Source organism: Actinospineispora spinosispora DSM 44797, assembly GCF_000429025.1.
Lineage (GTDB): Bacteria > Actinomycetota > Actinomycetes > Mycobacteriales > Pseudonocardiaceae > Pseudonocardia > Pseudonocardia spinosispora.
Genome location: NZ_AUBB01000058.1, coordinates 1 through 18,168 on the forward strand (window position 1 = coordinate 1; position 18,168 = coordinate 18,168).

Sequence of the window (18,168 nt, forward strand, 5' to 3'; positions counted from 1 at the left end):
AAGCCGACCTCGACCGCTTCGCGGTCCTGCTCGGCGAACAAGAACTCGAACAGCAATAACATCCACAACAACCACCGATGTTGGGCACCGAGCTCGACACGCCGGCCAACCCTGCCCCCCGATTCCTTGGAGAACGATGACACCAAGCGCGCAACCCAGCACCAATGACCAAGCCCGGGACGCCGGCCTGCCACAGCCCGACCACTGGAACATCGCCGGACCCCACCCGCAGGAACCAACCTGGCAACTGCCGATGCTCAAATCGGTGACAGTCCTGCACGACAACCACGACGGGGTACTCATCGACGGCCAGTGGGAACTGACCACCCCGCAAGAACTCGAAGAACTCGCCGACAAACTCCGCTCCGCCGCCCAGTGGCTTCGACACCCAGCAGACCACGACTAACCAACACACCCCAACAGCGACGCCAGAACCCGGCGACGCGGCGTTCAGCGGTGGCGGTCGGCGGGGTGTCCGTCGGCCCACATCATGTTGATCCGTTCCGCGAGCCGGTAGTAGGCCGCCTCCTCCGCCCGATCGAGCACCACATCCGCTCCGGCCGCCGCTTCCAACCGCGCGGCCAGCAACCGGGTGTCATCGGTGACGTCCAAGTCCAGGACACCCAGGACGCGGGCCAGCAACTCGACCACCGCCACCGGGACGACATCGAGGTCACCAGTCGTACTCGAGTAAGCCGCTTCCGCGCCGGCGACGATCGCCTCAGTCAGCTCCGAGCCCGGTTCCAGAGCAAGGGACATGCCCAGAGCGATCGCGGCCGAGTTCAACACCGCCAGATCAGACGCCCGCAGCTGCACCAGCCGCAGCGGCCGATGCTCATAGTCGCCGCCGGGGCCGAGCAGACGCCCGTTGCCGACACCCGAGTGCGGTGAGTGCCGCTCGCCGAGGTCGTCAGTGTAGGTCTGGGTGGGCCTGATCGCGTCCTGAACACGGTGCAGAGCCCGCAGAGCCTCACGATCCGCCAGCGGCGCGGGGAGCGTGGCCGGCTCGTCGGGATTGCGCTCCCACACCTCCAGGGTGAGGAGCACCTCCTCGACCTGGCGCAGCACACCGCACAACTGTCCGCCCAAGTCCGGGACCAGCCGACACACGCTCACCAGGCCAGTGTCCTCCCTGGCACCGACAGTCTCAGGCTCATCAGCTCGGCTCGTCGCGGTGCCGCTCAAGCCAGTCGAGCGCCTCGGTGGCCGCGTCGATACCGCGACAACCTGCACGAGGCCGAGCTGAAGCACCAGCGCCGCTCGACCGGACGACACCACCACGAATCCACACCCGACGAACCAGCCCAGTGGCGACAACCAGAACCCCTGGCTCCCGAGCACCCTCAGAACGGTATGGGTGGAGTACGCTTCTGGTATGGCCAAGACGGTGAAAGTGACGGTCAGCATGCCCGCCGAGGACGTCGCCCGACTCAAGGCGCTCGACGCCGCCGGCGCGATCGAATCAGTCTCCGGCTACGTCGCCGCCGCCGTACACGACCGACTCGACCGCCAAGCCTGGCTCACACGGTGGCGCGACCGCCACGGAGAACCCGACCCCAACGCCGCCGCATGGGCTGATGAGGTCATCAACCGGCACTTCGCCTCCGGCGCTCATCGACAGGCCTCGTGAGCGACGACGACATCAACACCGAGGACATCCTCGGCGGGTTCGTACTCGATACCACCGCACTAGACCAGCTTGCGGCCGCCAACATCTACGCCACCACCTTCGCCGACCGCGCAGCCGTGCGAGGCATCGTGCTGGTCATCCCGACCAGCGTCCTCGCCGAAAGCTGGCAACGCGCCGTACGCACCGACCCCGACCGCCGCGACGACCTCCACCAGCTACTCGCCTCACCCATGGTCATCCTCGACCCGCTCGACACCGACACCGCCAGCGCCTGCGGCGACCTCATGATCGGACTCGACCACGAACCCGACGTCACCGCAACCCACGTCGTCCTCAACGCCCGCGAACGACAATGGCCGATACTCGCCGCCGACCCCACCCGCCTGCGGACCATCGAGCCCACACTGGCCGTCGAGCAGCTACCCGGCACCTAGCACGCCCAGCGCTGGCCTGGGTACACCCACGCGCCGCCAGCCATCTCCTAATCCAGGTCGGTGACGTGTCGCCACAAACGCAGACCCACCCCCGCGCGATCAGCACCGGGGTCGCGTCCTCGATCTCCGCGAGCGCGATCGGCTGCGCAACACCGAAGAGCTCCACGGCCGCATCGCTCTCGCCCCCGCATCCGAAAGCTGATGAAATCAGCACCGTGCCGGACCTGAACACAGACGAGCAAACCATCCTGAACTGGCTCCACCAACTCGCCGCTGCGAACCGGGCCAACCTCACCCCAGACGCAGAACCGGCCCGCTGGCGCCACACCTCCGTGGCCGAGCTACTCCTCACACACGGCCGACTGTTCACCCCCACCCCACCGGTCAGCACGCCCGGGCCCGCGAAGGCCTGCTACCGCAACGCCAACCAGTACGCCGATATCCACACCGAGATCTACTACGTCGAAGGCCTCGCCAACACAACAGCCACACCCTGGCTCCCACTCGAGCACGCCTGGTGCGCCACCAGCCACCACGCCATCGACCCCACCTGGGGTAACGGCGCGGCCTACATCGGCATCCCGCTCACCGACGACTACCGCGCACACCGCCACAACCGCACCAGCCACTGGTCACTGCTCTGGTCACCCACCGTCATGGACCTACTACGCGACGGACTCCCGCCCTCAGCACTCGCTGACGCGGGACACCCCATCCCCACCCAGACGCCTCAAAAGCCAGTCGTCGAGACCAATGAGCAGCGCATCCAGTACGCGGGATCAGAAGTGGACACATCCGGAATCGGGCGGAACGCAACGAACGGCGAGCTGGAGGCGCAGCACGATGGCTGAAAGCGAGAAGAACCGGCTGGACTACCTGCACCGGTTGCGGGCCCTACGCGACCGTGTCGGGTGGGAAAGCCAAAACGACCGGATCGATGTCCAGAATCAGATCGATCGACTGGAAGCGAAGCGATCACCGACCTGATACCTGTCGACGCCCGCGTCGTGTTCATCGACGACGAACTCCAGCGTGGCCTGTCACCCGGCGCCCGGGAAGGTGACTTCCGCGGCGACGTCGGGAGATCCTGCAGGCGTAATCTTCACCGCCTACACGAACCTTGAGTTCATCATCGACCTGTCACTGCCCGAGCGCCAAGGGACGGAGCAGCTGTGAACAAGGACCTGAACGAGGAACTCGCGCTCGCCCGCCGGGTCGCCGAGGCCGCAGCCGCGTACCTCGATGAGCGCGACAACCCGGCACCGGACTACGTGCAGCGCGGAATACTCGAACGTGAGCTTCGTGAACGTCTGGTCGAGTACGCGACGCGAGCGCAGCAGGCTTAGTAAGCAGCTACTGCCTGAGCTGAGGCGGCGCGCCATGGCGTCGGTCGCCATGCGTGACTGGGGGCCGGTGTTGCCTACAGGTACTTCGATCCCGTGGTGCGGCGCTGTCCGGTGTCGATCGGGGCGGCTATCGTGGGTCGGTATGGGCGCACCGCACGTCGACGGCTCGGCGCCGCGCCGGCATCCGCTGGCACCGGGCGCGTCGCCGGCAGCGATCCGGACGGCGCTGCTACCCGAGGACCGCGCCATATTCGACGCCGCCTACAGCGCGGCCCTGGACGAAGCCCGGGCCAGTCTCGACCTGACCGCCCTGCTGGACCTGGTGGAGTCGTGGCGCCGGATCGCCGCGCTGCAAGCCGACCCGAACAACTTCGCGCGCATCGCGCGCCGGGTCACCGAGCTGCGCACAGGCCAGCCCGTACCAGCCGACGAACCGTTATCGGTCACCCGCACAAAAGCAGGACTTTAACCAAGGGCGTACGAGCTCACCATCGACGAACAGGTCCAAGACCAACTCGATGTCTTACCCCAGGCCGCGCTAGAAGCATGGCGCGAGCTGCGCACCACCCCCGAACTCGTACCCGAGAACGGACGCCCTCTGTTCGCCACCGTGCCCGACGGGTTACGCACGTTCGTCTTCGGCGAGCACAGCGAAGGTCTCGCCCATTACCTGATCATCGAACACGCACACCAGGCCGCCGTCCTCGAGGTGCAATGGTTCGGCTAACACCCCCCGTCACACCACACACGACCGCAAAACTTCAGCAGAACACCATTTGAGCCGGAACCGAGGCAACGCACCGGGCCTCACTTCTCAGGCTCAGCTGGCCTTCTCGTACGCGGTCCACACCTCGGCCGGAACACGACCCCGATCAGCCAGCTCAAAGCCGTTGGCCTTGCCCCACTCCCGGACAGCGCGAACCCGCTCACGATCAGGCCGACTCGCAGCCTTAACGCCGGTTCCGGCCTTGCGGCCAGCGTCGATGTAGTCGGCAAGGTTTTCCCGCAACGCCAACGCGTGACGAGCGGTCAAATCGATCTCATAATCCCTGCCATCAAGACTGAACCGGACAGTTTCGTCAGCTGGATCGCCATCGAGGTCGTCAACAAGCTGAACCTGCACCTTTTGGGACACTTTACTATCTCCTACTCCGCCATCCGGGGAACAATTACACAATAGCAGGAAAGACTATTCAATGTTCGATAGCCGGACGCCGCGGGACCATATCTCAGCCCGGCCCAACCACAACTGTCGACCCGCCATCTCCCAGGTCACCCGGACCAGCCCAGATCACAGCATCATCCACCGGGCGTCCTCGTTGAAGACAGTGAGCCGTTCACTGGTGTGGAATGTGAACGGCGCGGGGCGCGGCGCCCGGTAACGACCCACCGAACACCGCGCCCCACACAAATCCACCCGGCGGGCACCGAGAGTCGCTCACCAACCACCAGCCACGACCGACGGTCCGACTCTGGGGAGAAGAAGCGCACGGGCACGCACGCATGGATGGTTACCGACATCAGCACGTGAGCCCCCGAGCGCACACCACCCTAACCCCACCGGGCACCGGGCCCGGCGATCCGAACCCCCGCCGCGCTCAGACTTGTGTCCGTGCTGGCTGGACATCGCCAGCCCAGCACCCGCGGCAACGCTAAACACGGCGGGTTCATGCCAAAAGCGGAACCACATGTGAGCCCCGCAACCCGCCGTATGCTCTCTACCGTGAGACCCTCGCCACTGTGAGTGGCAGTACAAAGACAAACCACGTGCGTGAGCAAGCACGCACTACGATCACCCCATGACCGCGGAACCTGTCAGCGAAGCGCTGCCGGCGCCCCCACCGCCGTCAACTCCACGCGAGATCCGCCAGGCGCTGCTCCCCGAAGAAGCGGGCCAGTTCGACAGCGAATGGCGCACGGCCATGGCCCGCTCAGCCGAGAACCTCGACCCCACCGAGGTCTACCACGTCTTGAGCCGGTGGCGCTCCATCGCCACCATGACGCGCCACCACCCCGACGCCCACCGCAGGATGCCGCGCCGCGCCGACCACATCCTCACCAACGAACAGTGCGAAACCATTACCGCTGACGAACAACGAGCGATGATCGCCCGCCGGCTCGGCGACCAGCTTCGCGATCGCCGGGACCGGAGTACCCGATGACGACGCCATCACGATCATGGCGCGCCGCATCCGGATCGTGCCGTGCTTGCCCCGACGCACAATCTGCGTCAATCGCCGACCCTCATCATCGGTAAGCCTGCGCGCTCTGACTGGCTCTGCCATCCGACCCCGCTCCCGAAACCCCGACCACCGTCGAGACAGAGAGTGAGATCAACAGAACTCCACGTGCGGGACCCTGCACGGCGTGTCGCCAACCCGGTGAACGTTCGTGGTCACCGCACTAGTGGTCAGCCGCGCGGAAGGCACCCGTCGGATTTACCACCTCAACCCCGAGGGCATCACCTCACTGAGGACCTGGCTGGACGGCGTATGGAGCGATGCATTGACCACCTTTCACAAGATCGCCGAGGCTCCCGAACCGAACCTGAACGACGATGACCGGCAGGAGAACCCATGACCAGCACAGCCCCGATCCCACCCATCACCGGAACGGTGAACCTCGCCGTGTCCGTCGAGCGAGCGTTCGCCGTGTTCACCGGCTCGGTCAACTCCTGGTGGCCGCACCAGTACCACATCGGCAAGGCAGATGTCGCCGAAGTCATCCTTGAACCCCACGTCGGCGGGCGCTGGTACGAACGCGGTGTCGACGGGAGCGAATGCGACTGGGGACGGGTACTGGTGTGGGAGCCGCCGTCGCGGCTGGTGTTCACCTGGCAGATCAACGGTTCCTGGCAGTTCGACCCCGCCCCTGAGCGTGCCAGCGAGATCGAGGCACGCTTCACCCCGACCGGACCGCGCGAGAGCCTCGTCGAGGTCGAACACCGCTACTTCGAACGACTCGACGGGGGCCAGGCCATCCACGGCGCCATCAACGGTGGTGGCGGCGGCTGGGCCCAGCTGCTCGACGGTTTCGCCAAGACCGTCGCTGACCAGGGCTGACCCGATGAGCACACCACACAACGACACGACCGACACCCAAGCCATGGCCCACGACGAACGGGCCGAGCTCCTCGGACTGCTGGAATCGTTGACTCCCGAGCAGTGGAACGCGCCCACCCTGTGCGACCGGTGGCGGGTCCGGGAGGTCATCGCGCACGTGTTCAGCTACGACGAACTCAACGCGATCGGGCTCATCGATCGTCTGCTGCGCAGCCGTCTGTCTCCGGACCGGGCCAACGCGATCGGGGTCGCGGCCTACGCCGACCGCGATCCCGACCAGCTCCTAGCGCTGGCCCGCGACTGTCTACGCCCAAGGGGACTGACCGCCAAATTCGGCGGCCGCATCGCACTCACCGACGGAATGATCCACCACCAGGACATCCGCCGAGCCCTCGGGCGTCCACGCGCGATACCCGCGCCGCGCCTCACCGTCGCGCTCGACTTCGCCACCACCGCCCGGCCCCTCCGCGCGGCCCAACGCATCCGCGGTTTGACACTCACCGCCACTGATCTTGACTGGGCTACTGGCGACGGGCCCGAAATCACCGGGCCCGCGGAATCCCTGCTCATGGCTATCGCGGGGCGGCGTGACATCACCCCTGAACTCGCCGGACCTGGGGTGGCCACGCTCGCCGAGCGTATCGGTGGCTGACGAACGGGCGTGGAGCTCATGCCAACGTCGTCACCCACGCAGACTGAGCGCCAGCGGTGGCGGTACCCGTCTCGGCTCCAGCGGGGCGCCGCCTGCCGTACTGATCCCTGCCGCATGAATGATGAGGTGTAGGAACCGCACCGAGCGATCGCCTCGTGTCGATTTGTGGTGGCCTCGGTGATCAGGCGGCGCCGGTTGCCATGGGGCGTTGGGCGAGTTGCCATTCGAGCATGCCGTCGGTGAGGCGGGTTGCGCGGCGGCCGTGTGCGGTGAGGAGGCGGACTGCTTCGTGGGCGAAGACGCAGTAGGAGCCGCGGCAGTAGGCGACGACCTCGGTGTTGGGGGGAAGTTCGGCGAGTCGAGCGGGTAGTTCGCCGATGGGGATCGACAGGGCGCCGGGGATGTGCGCGGCGGCGTATTCGGTGGCCGGGCGTACGTCCAGGACGACGATGTCGCCGGCGTGCGCGCGTCGCAGCAGCTCGTCCGCGCCGACTGGTTCGATATGCCCGTCCGTGGCGTTGGTGTCGGCGTCCTCTGGAGTGGATAGGTAGCGGTCTCGGGCGATGTCGACGTCGGGCAGGTGCGCCTCGGCGACGTCGCGCAGGTGGACGTAGAGGGCGGCGACGTCGGCGTCGGCGAGGCGGTAGCGGATCGTGGTGCCGTCTCGTGTGGCGGCGACCAGCCCGGCTTGTTTGAGGGTTTGAAGGTGCGCTGAGGTGAGGGTGAGCCCGAGACCGGCGGCCGCCGCGAGGTCGGCGACCCCGCGTGGCCCTTGAGCGAGCAGGTCCAGCAGCTCCAGTCGTCTACCGCTGCTGAGTGCTTTGCCGATCCTTGCCAGCTGGTCGAACAGTTCGGCTTTACGAACCGCGTCACCCATCATATCCTCCAAGTATCTTTGGATTATTGTAGGAGATGGGTTGCGGGTCCGCCCGACGGGGTCCGGCGAGTGGAGGACGGTATGGACGGCGCCGTGACGGTGGGGCTCAGCGTGCTGGTGGACGAGGGGTTGGGGAACTCGGGCTATCTACTCGACCTGGGTGATGGCGGGGCGCTGGTGGTGGATCCGCCCAGGGATCTGCGTGCTGTGCGTGCCTCGGCGGCGGAGGCTGGCTTGCGGGTGCGTTTCGTTGCAGACACTCATCTGCACGCCGACTTTCTGTCCGGGGCCGCGCAGCTGGCCCACGACGAGGGTGCGCTGGTCTTGGCCTCGGCCGCGGGTGATCGCGGCTTCGTCCATCGCGGTCTTGTCGACGGCGAGGAGGTCGATCTGGGTGGTGTGACGTTGCGTGCGATGGCTACCCCCGGGCACACCGATGAGCATCTGGCGTTTCTGATGTCAGATGATCAATCACCGCTGGGGGTGTTCAGTGGCGGATCGTTGCTGGTGGGATCGGTGGCGCGGACCGATCTGCTCGGACGGGAGCGCCGCGAGGAACTCGCTCGCGCGCAGTATGGCTCGCTGCGGCGGCTGGTTGCGCTACCGGAGGCGACCGCGTTGTGGCCGACCCACGGCGCCGGGTCGTTCTGCGCCGCGCCACCTGGGACTGAGCGCACGTCGACCATCGGCCGGGAGATAGCCTCCAACCCGCTGTTGGGCCTGGATGAGGACACCTTCGTGGCCCAGTTGTTGGGCTCGCTGGGTAGCTATCCGCCCTACTTTCGGCGCCTGGGAGAGCTCAATCGCACGGGTCCGATCGTGCTGGCCTCGGGTTACACGCCCGCTCTGGTGCCATTGTCGGTCTCGACGGTGCGAGCGCTGCGTAGCGACGGGGCGCTGGTGGTGGATGTGCGGCCGGTCGCCGACTACGCGGCCGGACACATTCCTGGGTCTGTGTCGATCCCGCTGCGTCCGCAGTTCGCTACCTGGCTGGGCTGGCTGGTCGAACCGGGCGTTCCGCTGGTCATTGTCCGCAACACCGACGGAACGGGTGCCCAAGATGCGGCGGAGGTCGTGTGGCAGGCGTTGAAGGTCGGCTACGACAACTTCGCCGGTGAACTCGACGTCGGCATGGATGCCTGGGCTGAGGCGGGTCTCGCGGTGGCGACTACAGAGCTGGTCAGACCCGAGCAGCTCGGGGATCGCCAGGTTTTAGACATCCGCCAGGATACGGAATTCGCCGAAGGGCACCTCCCAGCCGCGACACACATCGAGCTGGGCGAGCTGGTCGATGGAGTCGCGACCGCACCGGAATGGGTCTTACCTCCGGCGAGTGAGGCGCCGGTGTTGATGTGTGGGCATGGCGAGCGCGCCGCGAGCGCGGCGAGTCTGTTCGAACGCGCCGGCTACCGGAATCTGGCCGTGCTGGTGGGTGGGCCGCGGGGTTGGGCGGCGGCGACTGGGAGCCGGTTGGAGAGTGGGGCGTGATCTCCGGGGCGTCACCGCCGGAGCAGGCTGGAGAGCTGCGGTGGGGGTTGCGGGCGAACCTGGCCCAGTTCGGTCTGCTGGTCGTGGTCAATGCCTTGGTCGGCGGGATGGTGGGGCAGGAACAGACCGTGCTGCCGCTGTTGGCCGAACGCGAGTTTCACCTCAGTGGCTACACGTTCTTGTTCACCTATGTGCTGGCCTTCGGGCTGACCAAGGCCGCCGCGAACTACTTCGCGGGGACCTGGTCGGACCGGTTCGGGCGCAAACCGGTGCTACTCGCCGGATGGCTGATCGCGTTGCCGGTGCCGCTGGTCCTGATCTGGGCTCCGAGCTGGGGCTGGGTGGTGGCGGCTAACGTATTGCTGGGCCTCAACCAGGGCCTGACCTGGTCCACCACCGTGATCATGAAGATCGACCTGGTGGGGCCACGCCAGCGCGGTCTGGCGATGGGGTTCAACGAAGCGGCCGGTTACGGCGCGGTCGCGGTGACCTCGCTGGTCGCCGGCTACCTGGCGGCGCGGTACGGGTTGCGCCCCGCGCCGTTCCTGCTCGGGTTGTCCTACGCGGTGCTCGGGTTGGGTCTGTCCAGGCTGATGGTGCGCGAAACCCGTGACCACGCGCGTCTCGAAGCGGCCAGGCACGCCGCGCGCGGCGACGGGCACCGCGATGACCTGTCCGCGGACCTGAGTAACCGGCAGGTCGTCAGGCTCACCAGCTTCGGTGAACCGGCGCTGTCGTCGGCGAGCCTGGCCGGGCTGGTGAACAACCTGAACTTCGGCCTGTCCTGGGGGCTGTTCCCGCTGCTGTTCGCCAGCTCCGGGTTGGCTGTGGATCAGATCGGAGTCCTGTTCGCGCTCTACCCGGCTGTGTGGGGTGTCGGGCAACTGGTCACCGGGGGCTTGTCGGACAGGTGGGGTCGCAAGCACCTCATCTGGGCGGGCATGCTCACCCAGGCTGTCGCGCTCGCGGTGATCGCGGTCGCCGACACGTTCACCGGGTGGGCGGGCGCCGCGATACTGCTCGGCGCCGGGACCGCCATGGTCTATCCGACGCTGCTGGCAGTCATCGGCGACGTCGCCCATCCCGCATGGCGCGGGCGTGCCGTGGGGGTTTACCGGGTCTGGCGCGACACCGGCTACGCCGCCGGAGCGCTGATGGGTGGGATCGTGGCCGACCTCTGGGGGTTGCGCGCCGCGGTGTGGGTGGCCGCGGCCCTCAGCGCCGTCTGCGCCCTGGTCTGCGCGGCGCGAATGTATGAAACCCACCCACAACCAGTCGCGAACGCCGGAGACCCTCAGTGACCCGACGACCGACGGACACCCATCCCGTGCCCCGAGCGGCCGACACCGTTCGCGCCCACCACACGCGCACACTCGTGGTGCTGGTCATCGCGCAGGTGTTCAGCGGTGCGGGCCTCGCCGCCGGAATCACGGTCGGGGCGTTGCTGGCCCAAGACATGCTCGGCGCGACCAGCCTCGCGGGGCTACCCAGCGCGATCTTCACCGTCGGGTCGGCGGCCGCGGCCGTCTGTATCGCCCGTGTCTCGCACCGCACTGGGCGTCGCGGCGGCCTGGCGTCGGGCTACCTGATCGGTGCCGCGGGCAGCGCCGGTGTCGTGGCCGCCGCGGTCCTGGACAATGTCACGCTGCTGTTCGTGTCGTTGTTCGTCTACGGCGCCGGAACCGCCACCAACCTGCAAGCCCGCTACGCCGGGGCCGACTTGGCCCAGCCGGAAAGGCGTGGCCGAGCGGTGAGCACCGTGCTGGTGGCCACCACACTCGGCGCGCTCGCGGGCCCCAACCTGATCACCGTCATGGGCGATCTCGCCCGTAGGTGGGGCATCCCGCCACTGGCCGGGCCGTTCATTCTCGCCGCTGCCGCCTATGGCGCCGCCGGCCTCGTCTTACTCGCCCTGCTATGCCCAGACCCACTGCTGCTTGCACGTCAACTGGCCGACACGATCACACCCACAGACCCGACCCCGGATGTCACCGACCAGGAACAACAGCGACCTCGAGTGGTTCTGGTCGCAGCGATCGTCATGATCACCGCTCAACTCGTCATGGCCGCGATCATGACGATGACCCCGGTCCACATGCAGGCCCACGGACACACCCTGGCGGCCGCTGGCCTCGTCATCGCCATCCACGTCGGCGCGATGTACCTGCCTTCGCCGCTGTCCGGCTGGCTCGTCGACCGGTACCGACCACGCGCGGTAGCGGTGGCCTCCGGCCTCACCCTGCTACTCGCCGGAGTTCTCGCTATGACCGCACCGGCCCATTCTCTGCCCGCGTTGGCCGCCGCACTCGCGCTTCTCGGCTTGGGCTGGAGCTTCGGCCTGGTCAGCGGCACCGCGATGCTCGCATCCATACCGTTGGCCACCCGAGTCAAAACCCAAGGAACGATCGATCTCTGGATCGCCATCGCCGGCGCGATCGCCGGGATGGTCTCTGGAATCGTCGTCGCCGTCAGCGACTACGCCACCCTGGCGATGGCGGGCGGCCTCATTGCCGCGGCACTCGTCCCGATCGTCGCTGTCACCGCGATCAAAACCACATCGAGGTGACAGCCTTACCCGAATTCGACACACGCTTTAAGCCGCCACTGAGGAGAACGCTGATGATCCATCCAGGTTTGGTCGGCGGACCAGTCTTTCTTGACTACAACGCCACCACCCCGGTCGATCCGCGAGTTCTGGAAGTCGCCCTGCCGTACCTGAGCACACACTTCGGAAACCCCTCTAGCGCCCACACCTACGCGTGAGGTTCCCCCGGTTCTCCGGAGTCTTTGATGACTGGTTCGATCTTGCGGACCAGGAAGGAAGGCTCTGTTGCCAGCCCCGAAGAAGTATCCAGATGAGCTGCGGGAACGTGCGGTTCGGCTGTATCTGGAGTCCGACCCGCCGCCGACGTTTCGGCGGTTGGGTGAGCAGCTGAACGTGCACCCGGAGGCCCTGCGTAACTGGGTTCGCCAGGCTGAGGCCGACGCCGGGCAGCGGCATGATCGGCCGAGCACTGACATGGTGGCGGAGAACCGTCGACTGGCTCGGGAGAACGCTGAGCTGCGTCGGGTCAACGAGGTCCTGCGGGCGGCGAGTGCGTATTTCGCCAGCGAGATCGGCCCGGCCCGGAGGTGGTCATGAGCTTCATCGACGCCCATGACTTCCCGGCCGGTCTCGTTCTGCGGGTCCTGGGCATTCCCGAGTCCAGCTACTAGGACTGGCGGACCCGGCGAGTGTCCCCGAGCCGGCGCGAACTTGACGACGCCAGGCTGCTTGAGCAGATCCTCAAGATCCGCTCGGTCAACGAGTTCGCGGCGACCTACGGTTCGCCGCGGGTGTGGCTGGAACTGCGCCGCCAAGGCGTGCGGGTCGGGCGCAAGCGCGTCGAGCGGCTCATGCGCGCCAACGGTCTGCAGGGCGCGCACCTGCGGCGGGGCTGGAAGGGCGGCTCGACTCGGCAGAACCCGGCGCACACCGCCGCACCGGACCTGGTCGAGCGCGACTTCCGGGTGTCAGCCCCGAACCGGCTCTGGGTTGCCGACCTCACCCGAATCATCACTGGCGAGGGGGTGTTGTGGCTGGCCAGCGTGCGGGATGCGTTCTCCAACCGGATCGTCGGTTGGGCCACCGATCCCCGTGCGACGACCGCGCTGGTGCTCACCGCACTCAACCACGCCCTGTGCTCGCGCGACCTACGACCCGGCCAGTTGATCTTCCACAGCGACAAGGGAGCCCAATACACGGCGCTGCGGTTCACCCAACGCCTCGTCGACGCCGGGGTGGCGCCCTCGACGGGCAGCACCGGGGACAGCTACGACAACGCGCTCGCGGAGAACCTGTGGTCGACGATCAAGGTCGAACTCATCTACTGGCCCAACACCAAGTTCACCACCCGCGCCGAGGCCGAGCACGCCCTGATCCGCTACATAGACGGCTGGTACAACCCCCGCCGCATCCAGCCCGGACTCGGCGGACGATCACCCGACGAGTACGAGGACGCATACCATCGCGTCCAGCACACCCCTCACAGATAACCGGCACTCCGGGAAAACGGGGGAACCTCAGCGGATGCTCCACGCCAGGCTCTGCGCCTGGCCCGAGAACAGCTCGCACAGCTGTTGAACGCGGCTCCGCGAGAGATCGTGTTCACCGGCGGCGGGTCAGAAACCGACGCCCTCGCCATCCGCGGCGCCGCACTAGCGCAACGCGAACACGGCGAGCACCTCATCACCCAACCCACCGAACACCCCGCGGTCCTCGAAACCTTCCGTGCGTTGCAGACAGAGGGCTTCCGCGTCAGCTACCTACCCGTCGACCGATACGGCCAGGTCAGCCCCCGCGACCTACAAGAGGCGCTCACCGACCACACCACCGTCGTGTCGATCATGCTGGGCAACGCCGAGACCGGAACCATCCAACCCATCGCCGAACTCGCCGCCCTCACCCGCGCCCACCGCGCGGTGTTCCACACCGACGCCGCGCAAGCAGTCGGAAAAATCCCCGTCGACGTCGAAAACCTCGGGGTCGACCTGCTCACTGTCGTCGGACACAAGATGTACGCGCCGAAAGGCGTCGGCGCCCTCTACATCCGCGCCGGCACCCCCCTGCACCCAATCATCACCGGCGGCGGGCAGGAACACGGGCTGCGCGCCGGCACCGAAAACGTCGCACTCATCGCCGCCCTCGGTGCGGCGGCACACCTCAGCGCCGAGGAACTACCCCACAGCGTCCCGCGACTCCGCGAGCTGCGCGATCGCCTATACCGGCAGCTCGAACACCAACTCCCAGGCCGAGTCCACCTCAACGGACACCCCACCACACGGCTACCCGGCACACTCAACATCACCATCGACGGCGTCCGCGGCCGCCAACTGCTCGCCTCGACCCCAGCCATCGCGGCCGCCACCGGATCCGCCTGCCACGAAGGCGTCGACCAACCCTCACCAGTACTGACCGCGATGGGCCTCGACGACCACCGCGCCGCCACCGCGCTACGCCTAAGCCTCGGACGCTGGAGCACCACCACCGACATCGACCGCGCCACCCAACTCATCGCCGCGCACACCCTCGAGTCAGAGTTCTCAGAACGGCCAGCGGAACCCAACCCGAGCCGCCAATAGTCGGTCAAAACCAGCAGCACGCCCAGGGGCACGATCGCGAGCAACACCAGAGGGAACAGGTCTTCAGCCGGGTACTCCCACAGATAAGCCCCGGTGTGCCACAACATCACCCAAATCGGCGCCAGCAGCAGCAACCCACCCACCGCGGCCAGCCGGGTAGCGACACCGAACAGCAGCCCAAGGCCAGTCGCCAACTCCGCCACGGTTGAACCGCCCCGGGTTTCGTAGAGGCTCTGATTCCACGAGAGGGTGGATCAGTGTCAGCTCCCCGGAAGTACCCGAACGAGCTGCGTGAGCGTGCGCAGCGTCTGGTCGCGGAGGCGGTGACGGAGGATTCGTCGTTGTCGTTGAACGCGGCGGTGAAGCGGATCGGCCCGCGGGTCGGGGTCAACCCGGACACGTTGCGTGGCTGGTGCAAACAGGCCCAGATCGATGCCGGAGCCCGGCCGGGGACCACCAGCTCGGATGCCAGGCGGATCAAGGATCTGGAGGCCGAGGTCCGCGAGCTCAAGCGGGCGAATGAGATTTTGTTGGCGGCCAGCTCGTTCTTCGCGCGGGAGCTCGACCCGCGTTTGCCCTGGTAGTGGGGTTCATTGATGATCACCGTGACCGGTTCGGGGTCGAGCCGATCTGCCGTGTGCTCACTGAGCACGGTGTGCCGATCGCCCCGTCCGGCTACTACGCGTACCGGTCCCGGCCGCTCTCGTCGAGGGCGGTTCGAGACGAGGTCGTGGCGGTCGAGATCGAACGGGTCTACCACGATCCGAAGCTGGGCCGGGGCCTGTACGGGGCACGGAAGGTGTGGCATCAGCTATGCCGCGAGGGTGGGGTCGCGGGTCATCCGGTGCCACGGTGTCAGGTCGAGCGGCTGATGCGCGCCGCCGGGCTACGCGGGGTGCGACGAGGCCGCCAGTACGTGACCACCAAAGCGGACAAGACCGCGACCCGACCGCCGGACCTGGTCAAGCGGGACTTCACCGCCACCCGCCCGAACGCCTTGTGGGTGGTCGACTTCACCTACGTGCCGACCTGGTCGGGGACGGTGTTCACCGCGTTCGTCTCCAACGTGTTCTCCCGACGTGTCGTGGGCTGGCGCACCGCGCCGGCCATGCCCACCCAGCTGCCGCTGGACGCTCTGGAGATGGCGTTGTGGACCCGAGCCCGAGCCGGTCACGACACGGCCGGGGTGGTGCATCACAGCGACGCCGGCTGCCAGTACACCGCGATCCGCTACGCAAACCGGCTGCTCGACGCCGGTGCCCTCGCCTCCATCGGCTCGGTCGGGGACAGCTACGACAACGCCCTGGCCGAGTCGGTGATCGGGCTCTACAAGACCGAGTGCGTCCGCCACGAAGGGCCCTGGCGCGGCGTCGATGACCTCGAACTGGCCACCCTGAACTGGGTGCACTGGTTCAACAACCACCGGCTGCACAGCAGCCTCAGCCACATCCCACCGATCGAGTACGAAACCGAGTACTACCGTCACAACCAACCCGCGCAGCAACCGCTGGCGGGACAACCGAGCCTCCACTGAACCCGGGGCGGTTCAGGTGAGGAAACCCCGAAGAACCCCCAGTTCGGCAACACCACATGCTGGTAAAACGCCCCAACGGCGCGATATAGGTTTTGAACGAAGCGTCGGTGGCAATCGAACGTGCAGCACCCCTGGTCACCAGGTTGAACGACAGGAACCCCCAGTCGTACACACCCACGTCAAATGATCTTCGCTATCGCGTTGGAGAGCCACACAAGTCCGGTGAAGATTCGCAAGGCATCGAACACTCCCGTCATCAACCGGCAGTTCTCGGTAGGGCTCTCGATGGTGTCTCCGCCGACCGGGGAACAGCCTGAGCCATCACACGCACACCTCTCCTGGTTGTCGTCGTGTTGGCTCGGTCTACGCCTGCTGCGCGGGACGCTTGCCTGACCAGGACACTGGGATCCGCCTTGGGCGTTCGTCGAGGCGACGGCACCGCCGTCGGTATCGACGCCCAGTACGTAGTCTCGTGGCGGTGTCGCGGTGCAGGCCGCCGCGCGCTCGGGCCGGTAGAGGGCCTGATAGATGGTTCCGGATGCGGCCTGCATGTCGGGCTGGCCGGTGAACTGGCGCCGCAGTGCAACGCTGATCTGCTCCGGGCTCCAACACTGGTCCAGTCGCTGTTGCACGAACTGGCGCAATTCGGGGTTGCGCCGCAGCATGCCTTCCGTTGATCGAGCACGACGAAGGACGGCCCGCTGTTCGGCCCGATGAGGGTGATAAATCTCGGACTCGCAGTCACGGTTGCGCTTGATCTCACGGCTGATGGTGGCCGGGCTGCGCTCGAGCTGACATGCGATAACCCGCACAGAGTGCCCGGCGCGCAGCAGATCAGCGACGCTCACCCGCTCGTCCCCGGACAAGAACCGAGAGGAAATCACTCGCGGCTGCTCAGTGATCGGTGGGTAGGAGTAGGTACGGCCAGCTTGGTTGCCATTAGCCCTGGTAATTCGTGAACCGGCGAGTTGATCTCGGTGCTGAGCTGGTGATCTTTTCGCTGGGTGTTTCCGCGGATGGGCGTGGTGGTGTGTCCGGCGTGCTGTTCTGCCGGTAGCTCCCGCCGTTCGTCGTGTCGGGGGTGAGAGGTCAACCAGCGGGAACGGGGAGCGTCCTGAGTCGGGTGAACGCGGCGGTGAGCTGGTGGGCCCAGGGCCAGGATCGTTGGATACGCAGCCAGAGCCTTCGCTGTCCTCGGGTCAGCCTCGCGGCGACGTGTAGTAGCCGGTAGCGCAGTGTCTTCGGTTCGGCCTTGGCGAGATCACCGTGCAGGAGCAGGTGTTGGGTCCAGGAGATGAGGTCGACGGCGAGCATGACCACGCTCAGCCATGCCTGGTTGATAGCGAACGTCCGGGACGGGAAGTGGTCGAGGCCGGTGTCTTTCGCGCAGCGGATGCGGTCTTCGACCCGGGCGTGCGCGCGGTGGCGGGCGTCGAGGTGGGCGAGCTGGCCGGCCTGGGTGTCGGTGGCGAACGCGGTGTAGCGCCAGCCGTCGGCTTCTTCGAAGGCGTCGAGTTGGGCGCCGGGGTGCGGGCGTTCGCGGCGCACGATCACCCGGGTCCCGGCCGGGTAGTTCTCCAACGCGGTTTTCGGGCAGGGCGGAGGTGATCTCGGCCAGGCCGGCGCCGTCGCGGTGGCGCCCGTCGGCGTTGATCGCGTCTGCCCACACCGTCCTTGGGATGGCGGTGATCGCAGCCCGTTCTTTGTCCCTGATCGGCCACCCGACGGAGAACTCGCAGCTCAATGCCTGTTCGCGCAGTGCCGGATGTGGGCGAGGAACTCTTGGGTGCAGCCGGCGGTATCGGCCCGGACCAGGATCGGACTGCCATGCCGGTGGGCGTCGGGGATCTGCATCAGCGCGGCGTCGAGCACGCTGATGTGGTCGGCGGCGGTGTTGCTGCCGGCGTTGCCGCGTCTCAATGTGGCGGCGAGGAACTCGCCGGTGTTGTCGCAGAATGCCAGCATCGGGTGGTAGCCGAAGGTCTTCTTGTTCTCTGCACTACGAGACGATCTTTCCGCGCTGT

Annotated in this window: 21 protein-coding genes, 2 pseudogenes and 1 other annotated feature; of the genes and pseudogenes, 18 read left to right on the forward strand and 5 right to left on the reverse strand. The window is 66.9% G+C overall.

Features of this window, described 5'->3' with window-relative positions; genetic code table 11:
- Positions 1-136: 136 nt before the first annotated feature.
- Positions 137-406 carry a hypothetical protein gene (locus tag G406_RS57185; protein ID WP_156935080.1) on the forward strand — a complete coding sequence of 90 codons (270 nt, stop codon included), beginning with the start codon at positions 137-139 and terminating at the stop codon, positions 404-406.
- A 44-nt stretch (positions 407-450) separates the two neighbouring features.
- Here G406_RS57185 and G406_RS48925 read toward each other — a convergent pair whose 3' ends face one another.
- On the reverse strand, positions 451-1,116 hold the full coding sequence (locus G406_RS48925; protein ID WP_156935081.1) for a LuxR family transcriptional regulator: 666 nt from the start codon (positions 1,114-1,116) through the stop codon (positions 451-453).
- 259 nt (positions 1,117-1,375) lie between these two features.
- On the opposite strand from G406_RS48925, the gene G406_RS48930 reads away from it, so the two are divergent.
- From G406_RS48930 to G406_RS0122215, 6 genes are all read left to right on the forward strand, one after another.
- Entirely contained in the window at positions 1,376-1,630 is a 255-nt protein-coding gene (locus tag G406_RS48930) for a hypothetical protein (RefSeq protein ID WP_037077946.1), read from the forward strand.
- The gene (locus G406_RS0122190) at positions 1,627-2,064 is read left to right on the forward strand and encodes a hypothetical protein (RefSeq protein WP_028935479.1); all 438 of its coding nucleotides are present in this window, start codon (positions 1,627-1,629) and stop codon (positions 2,062-2,064) included. The genes G406_RS48930 and G406_RS0122190 overlap by 4 nt, the downstream gene beginning before the upstream one ends.
- 65 nt (positions 2,065-2,129) lie before the next feature.
- The gene (locus tag G406_RS0122195) at positions 2,130-2,915 is read left to right on the forward strand and encodes a hypothetical protein (protein WP_156935082.1); all 786 of its coding nucleotides are present in this window, start codon (positions 2,130-2,132) and stop codon (positions 2,913-2,915) included.
- Positions 2,908-3,051 (forward strand): hypothetical protein, encoded by a 144-nt coding sequence (locus tag G406_RS57190; protein ID WP_156935083.1) that lies wholly within the window; start codon positions 2,908-2,910, stop codon positions 3,049-3,051. Before G406_RS0122195 ends, G406_RS57190 begins: the two co-directional genes overlap by 8 nt.
- Before the next feature lie 185 nt (positions 3,052-3,236).
- Entirely contained in the window at positions 3,237-3,410 is a 174-nt protein-coding gene (locus tag G406_RS57195) for a hypothetical protein (protein WP_156935084.1), read from the forward strand.
- A 142-nt stretch (positions 3,411-3,552) separates the two neighbouring features.
- Entirely contained in the window at positions 3,553-3,879 is a 327-nt protein-coding gene (locus tag G406_RS0122215) for a DUF6247 family protein (protein WP_028935481.1), read from the forward strand.
- Between the two features lie 351 nt (positions 3,880-4,230).
- Here the strand turns inward: G406_RS0122215 and G406_RS0122225 are convergent, their stop codons facing one another.
- On the reverse strand, positions 4,231-4,545 hold the full coding sequence (locus G406_RS0122225; RefSeq protein WP_028935482.1) for a histone-like nucleoid-structuring protein Lsr2: 315 nt from the start codon (positions 4,543-4,545) through the stop codon (positions 4,231-4,233).
- 664 nt (positions 4,546-5,209) lie between these two features.
- Here G406_RS0122225 and G406_RS57200 point away from each other — a divergent pair.
- From G406_RS57200 to G406_RS0122245, 4 genes are all read left to right on the forward strand, one after another.
- Positions 5,210-5,572 (forward strand): DUF6247 family protein, encoded by a 363-nt coding sequence (locus G406_RS57200; protein WP_051342504.1) that lies wholly within the window; start codon positions 5,210-5,212, stop codon positions 5,570-5,572.
- 229 nt (positions 5,573-5,801) lie between these two features.
- Positions 5,802-5,990: a hypothetical protein gene (locus tag G406_RS56035; protein WP_084216296.1), complete on the forward strand. Its 189-nt coding sequence runs from the start codon at positions 5,802-5,804 to the stop codon at positions 5,988-5,990.
- Positions 5,987-6,472, forward strand: coding sequence for an SRPBCC family protein (locus tag G406_RS0122240; RefSeq protein ID WP_028935484.1), 486 nt, complete (start codon positions 5,987-5,989; stop codon positions 6,470-6,472). The genes G406_RS56035 and G406_RS0122240 overlap by 4 nt, the downstream gene beginning before the upstream one ends.
- Positions 6,473-6,476: 4 nt before the next feature.
- Positions 6,477-7,124 carry a maleylpyruvate isomerase family mycothiol-dependent enzyme gene (locus G406_RS0122245; protein WP_037077948.1) on the forward strand — a complete coding sequence of 216 codons (648 nt, stop codon included), beginning with the start codon at positions 6,477-6,479 and terminating at the stop codon, positions 7,122-7,124.
- Between the two features lie 181 nt (positions 7,125-7,305).
- Here G406_RS0122245 and G406_RS0122250 read toward each other — a convergent pair whose 3' ends face one another.
- Entirely contained in the window at positions 7,306-8,001 is a 696-nt protein-coding gene (locus G406_RS0122250) for an ArsR/SmtB family transcription factor (protein ID WP_028935486.1), read from the reverse strand.
- Between the two features lie 81 nt (positions 8,002-8,082).
- Here G406_RS0122250 and G406_RS0122255 point away from each other — a divergent pair, with 81 nt between their 5' ends.
- From G406_RS0122255 to G406_RS0122290, 7 genes and pseudogenes are all read left to right on the forward strand, one after another.
- Complete coding sequence (locus G406_RS0122255) at positions 8,083-9,489, forward strand: MBL fold metallo-hydrolase (RefSeq protein ID WP_028935487.1); 1,407 nt, start codon at positions 8,083-8,085, stop codon at positions 9,487-9,489.
- Positions 9,486-10,790 (forward strand): MFS transporter, encoded by a 1,305-nt coding sequence (locus tag G406_RS0122260; protein ID WP_245607190.1) that lies wholly within the window; start codon positions 9,486-9,488, stop codon positions 10,788-10,790. Before G406_RS0122255 ends, G406_RS0122260 begins: the two co-directional genes overlap by 4 nt.
- Positions 10,787-12,055 (forward strand): MFS transporter, encoded by a 1,269-nt coding sequence (locus G406_RS48945; protein WP_156935085.1) that lies wholly within the window; start codon positions 10,787-10,789, stop codon positions 12,053-12,055. The genes G406_RS0122260 and G406_RS48945 overlap by 4 nt, the downstream gene beginning before the upstream one ends.
- Before the next feature lie 264 nt (positions 12,056-12,319).
- A complete protein-coding gene (locus G406_RS0122270; protein ID WP_028935489.1) occupies positions 12,320-12,631 on the forward strand; it encodes a transposase in 312 nt (103 codons plus the stop codon).
- A gap of 89 nt (positions 12,632-12,720) precedes the next feature.
- Positions 12,721-13,524: pseudogene (locus G406_RS48950) on the forward strand (IS3 family transposase); the annotation flags it as partial.
- 57 nt (positions 13,525-13,581) lie between these two features.
- Positions 13,582-14,610, forward strand: coding sequence for a cysteine desulfurase family protein (locus G406_RS48955; protein WP_281172521.1), 1,029 nt, complete (start codon positions 13,582-13,584; stop codon positions 14,608-14,610).
- A gap of 257 nt (positions 14,611-14,867) precedes the next feature.
- Positions 14,868-16,144 (forward strand): IS3 family transposase gene (locus G406_RS0122290; RefSeq protein ID WP_425414614.1). Its coding sequence is split into 2 segments (ribosomal slippage): positions 14,868-15,159 and positions 15,159-16,144, totalling 1,278 coding nucleotides; the frame shifts between segments, so codons are not numbered across the junction.
- Positions 15,150-15,280: a sequence feature (AL1L pseudoknot), on the forward strand. (Overlaps the previous gene by 131 nt.)
- Positions 16,145-16,323: 179 nt before the next feature.
- Here G406_RS0122290 and G406_RS54405 read toward each other — a convergent pair.
- Together G406_RS54405 and G406_RS59830 are read right to left on the reverse strand one after the other, a co-directional pair.
- Complete coding sequence (locus G406_RS54405; protein ID WP_169736764.1) at positions 16,324-16,992, reverse strand: helix-turn-helix domain-containing protein; 669 nt, start codon at positions 16,990-16,992, stop codon at positions 16,324-16,326.
- A gap of 241 nt (positions 16,993-17,233) precedes the next feature.
- Positions 17,234-18,133 (reverse strand): annotated as a pseudogene (locus tag G406_RS59830) (IS1380 family transposase); the annotation flags it as partial.
- Positions 18,134-18,168: the final 35 nt, after the last annotated feature.

What these genes read in the sequence shown, in the direction of transcription:
- G406_RS57185 (WP_156935080.1), top strand. Translation starts at nt 137, where the DNA reads ATGACACCAAGCGCGCAACCCAGCACCAATGACCAAGCCCGGGACGCC.
- G406_RS48930 (WP_037077946.1), top strand. Translation starts at nt 1,376, where the DNA reads ATGGCCAAGACGGTGAAAGTGACGGTCAGCATGCCCGCCGAGGACGTC.
- G406_RS57190 (WP_156935083.1), top strand. Translation starts at nt 2,908, where the DNA reads ATGGCTGAAAGCGAGAAGAACCGGCTGGACTACCTGCACCGGTTGCGG.
- G406_RS0122215 (WP_028935481.1), top strand. Translation starts at nt 3,553, where the DNA reads ATGGGCGCACCGCACGTCGACGGCTCGGCGCCGCGCCGGCATCCGCTG.
- G406_RS57200 (WP_051342504.1), top strand. Translation starts at nt 5,210, where the DNA reads ATGACCGCGGAACCTGTCAGCGAAGCGCTGCCGGCGCCCCCACCGCCG.
- G406_RS0122240 (WP_028935484.1), top strand. Translation starts at nt 5,987, where the DNA reads ATGACCAGCACAGCCCCGATCCCACCCATCACCGGAACGGTGAACCTC.
- G406_RS0122245 (WP_037077948.1), top strand. Translation starts at nt 6,477, where the DNA reads ATGAGCACACCACACAACGACACGACCGACACCCAAGCCATGGCCCAC.
- G406_RS0122250 (WP_028935486.1), bottom strand. Translation starts at nt 8,001, where the DNA reads ATGGGTGACGCGGTTCGTAAAGCCGAACTGTTCGACCAGCTGGCAAGG.
- G406_RS0122255 (WP_028935487.1), top strand. Translation starts at nt 8,083, where the DNA reads ATGGACGGCGCCGTGACGGTGGGGCTCAGCGTGCTGGTGGACGAGGGG.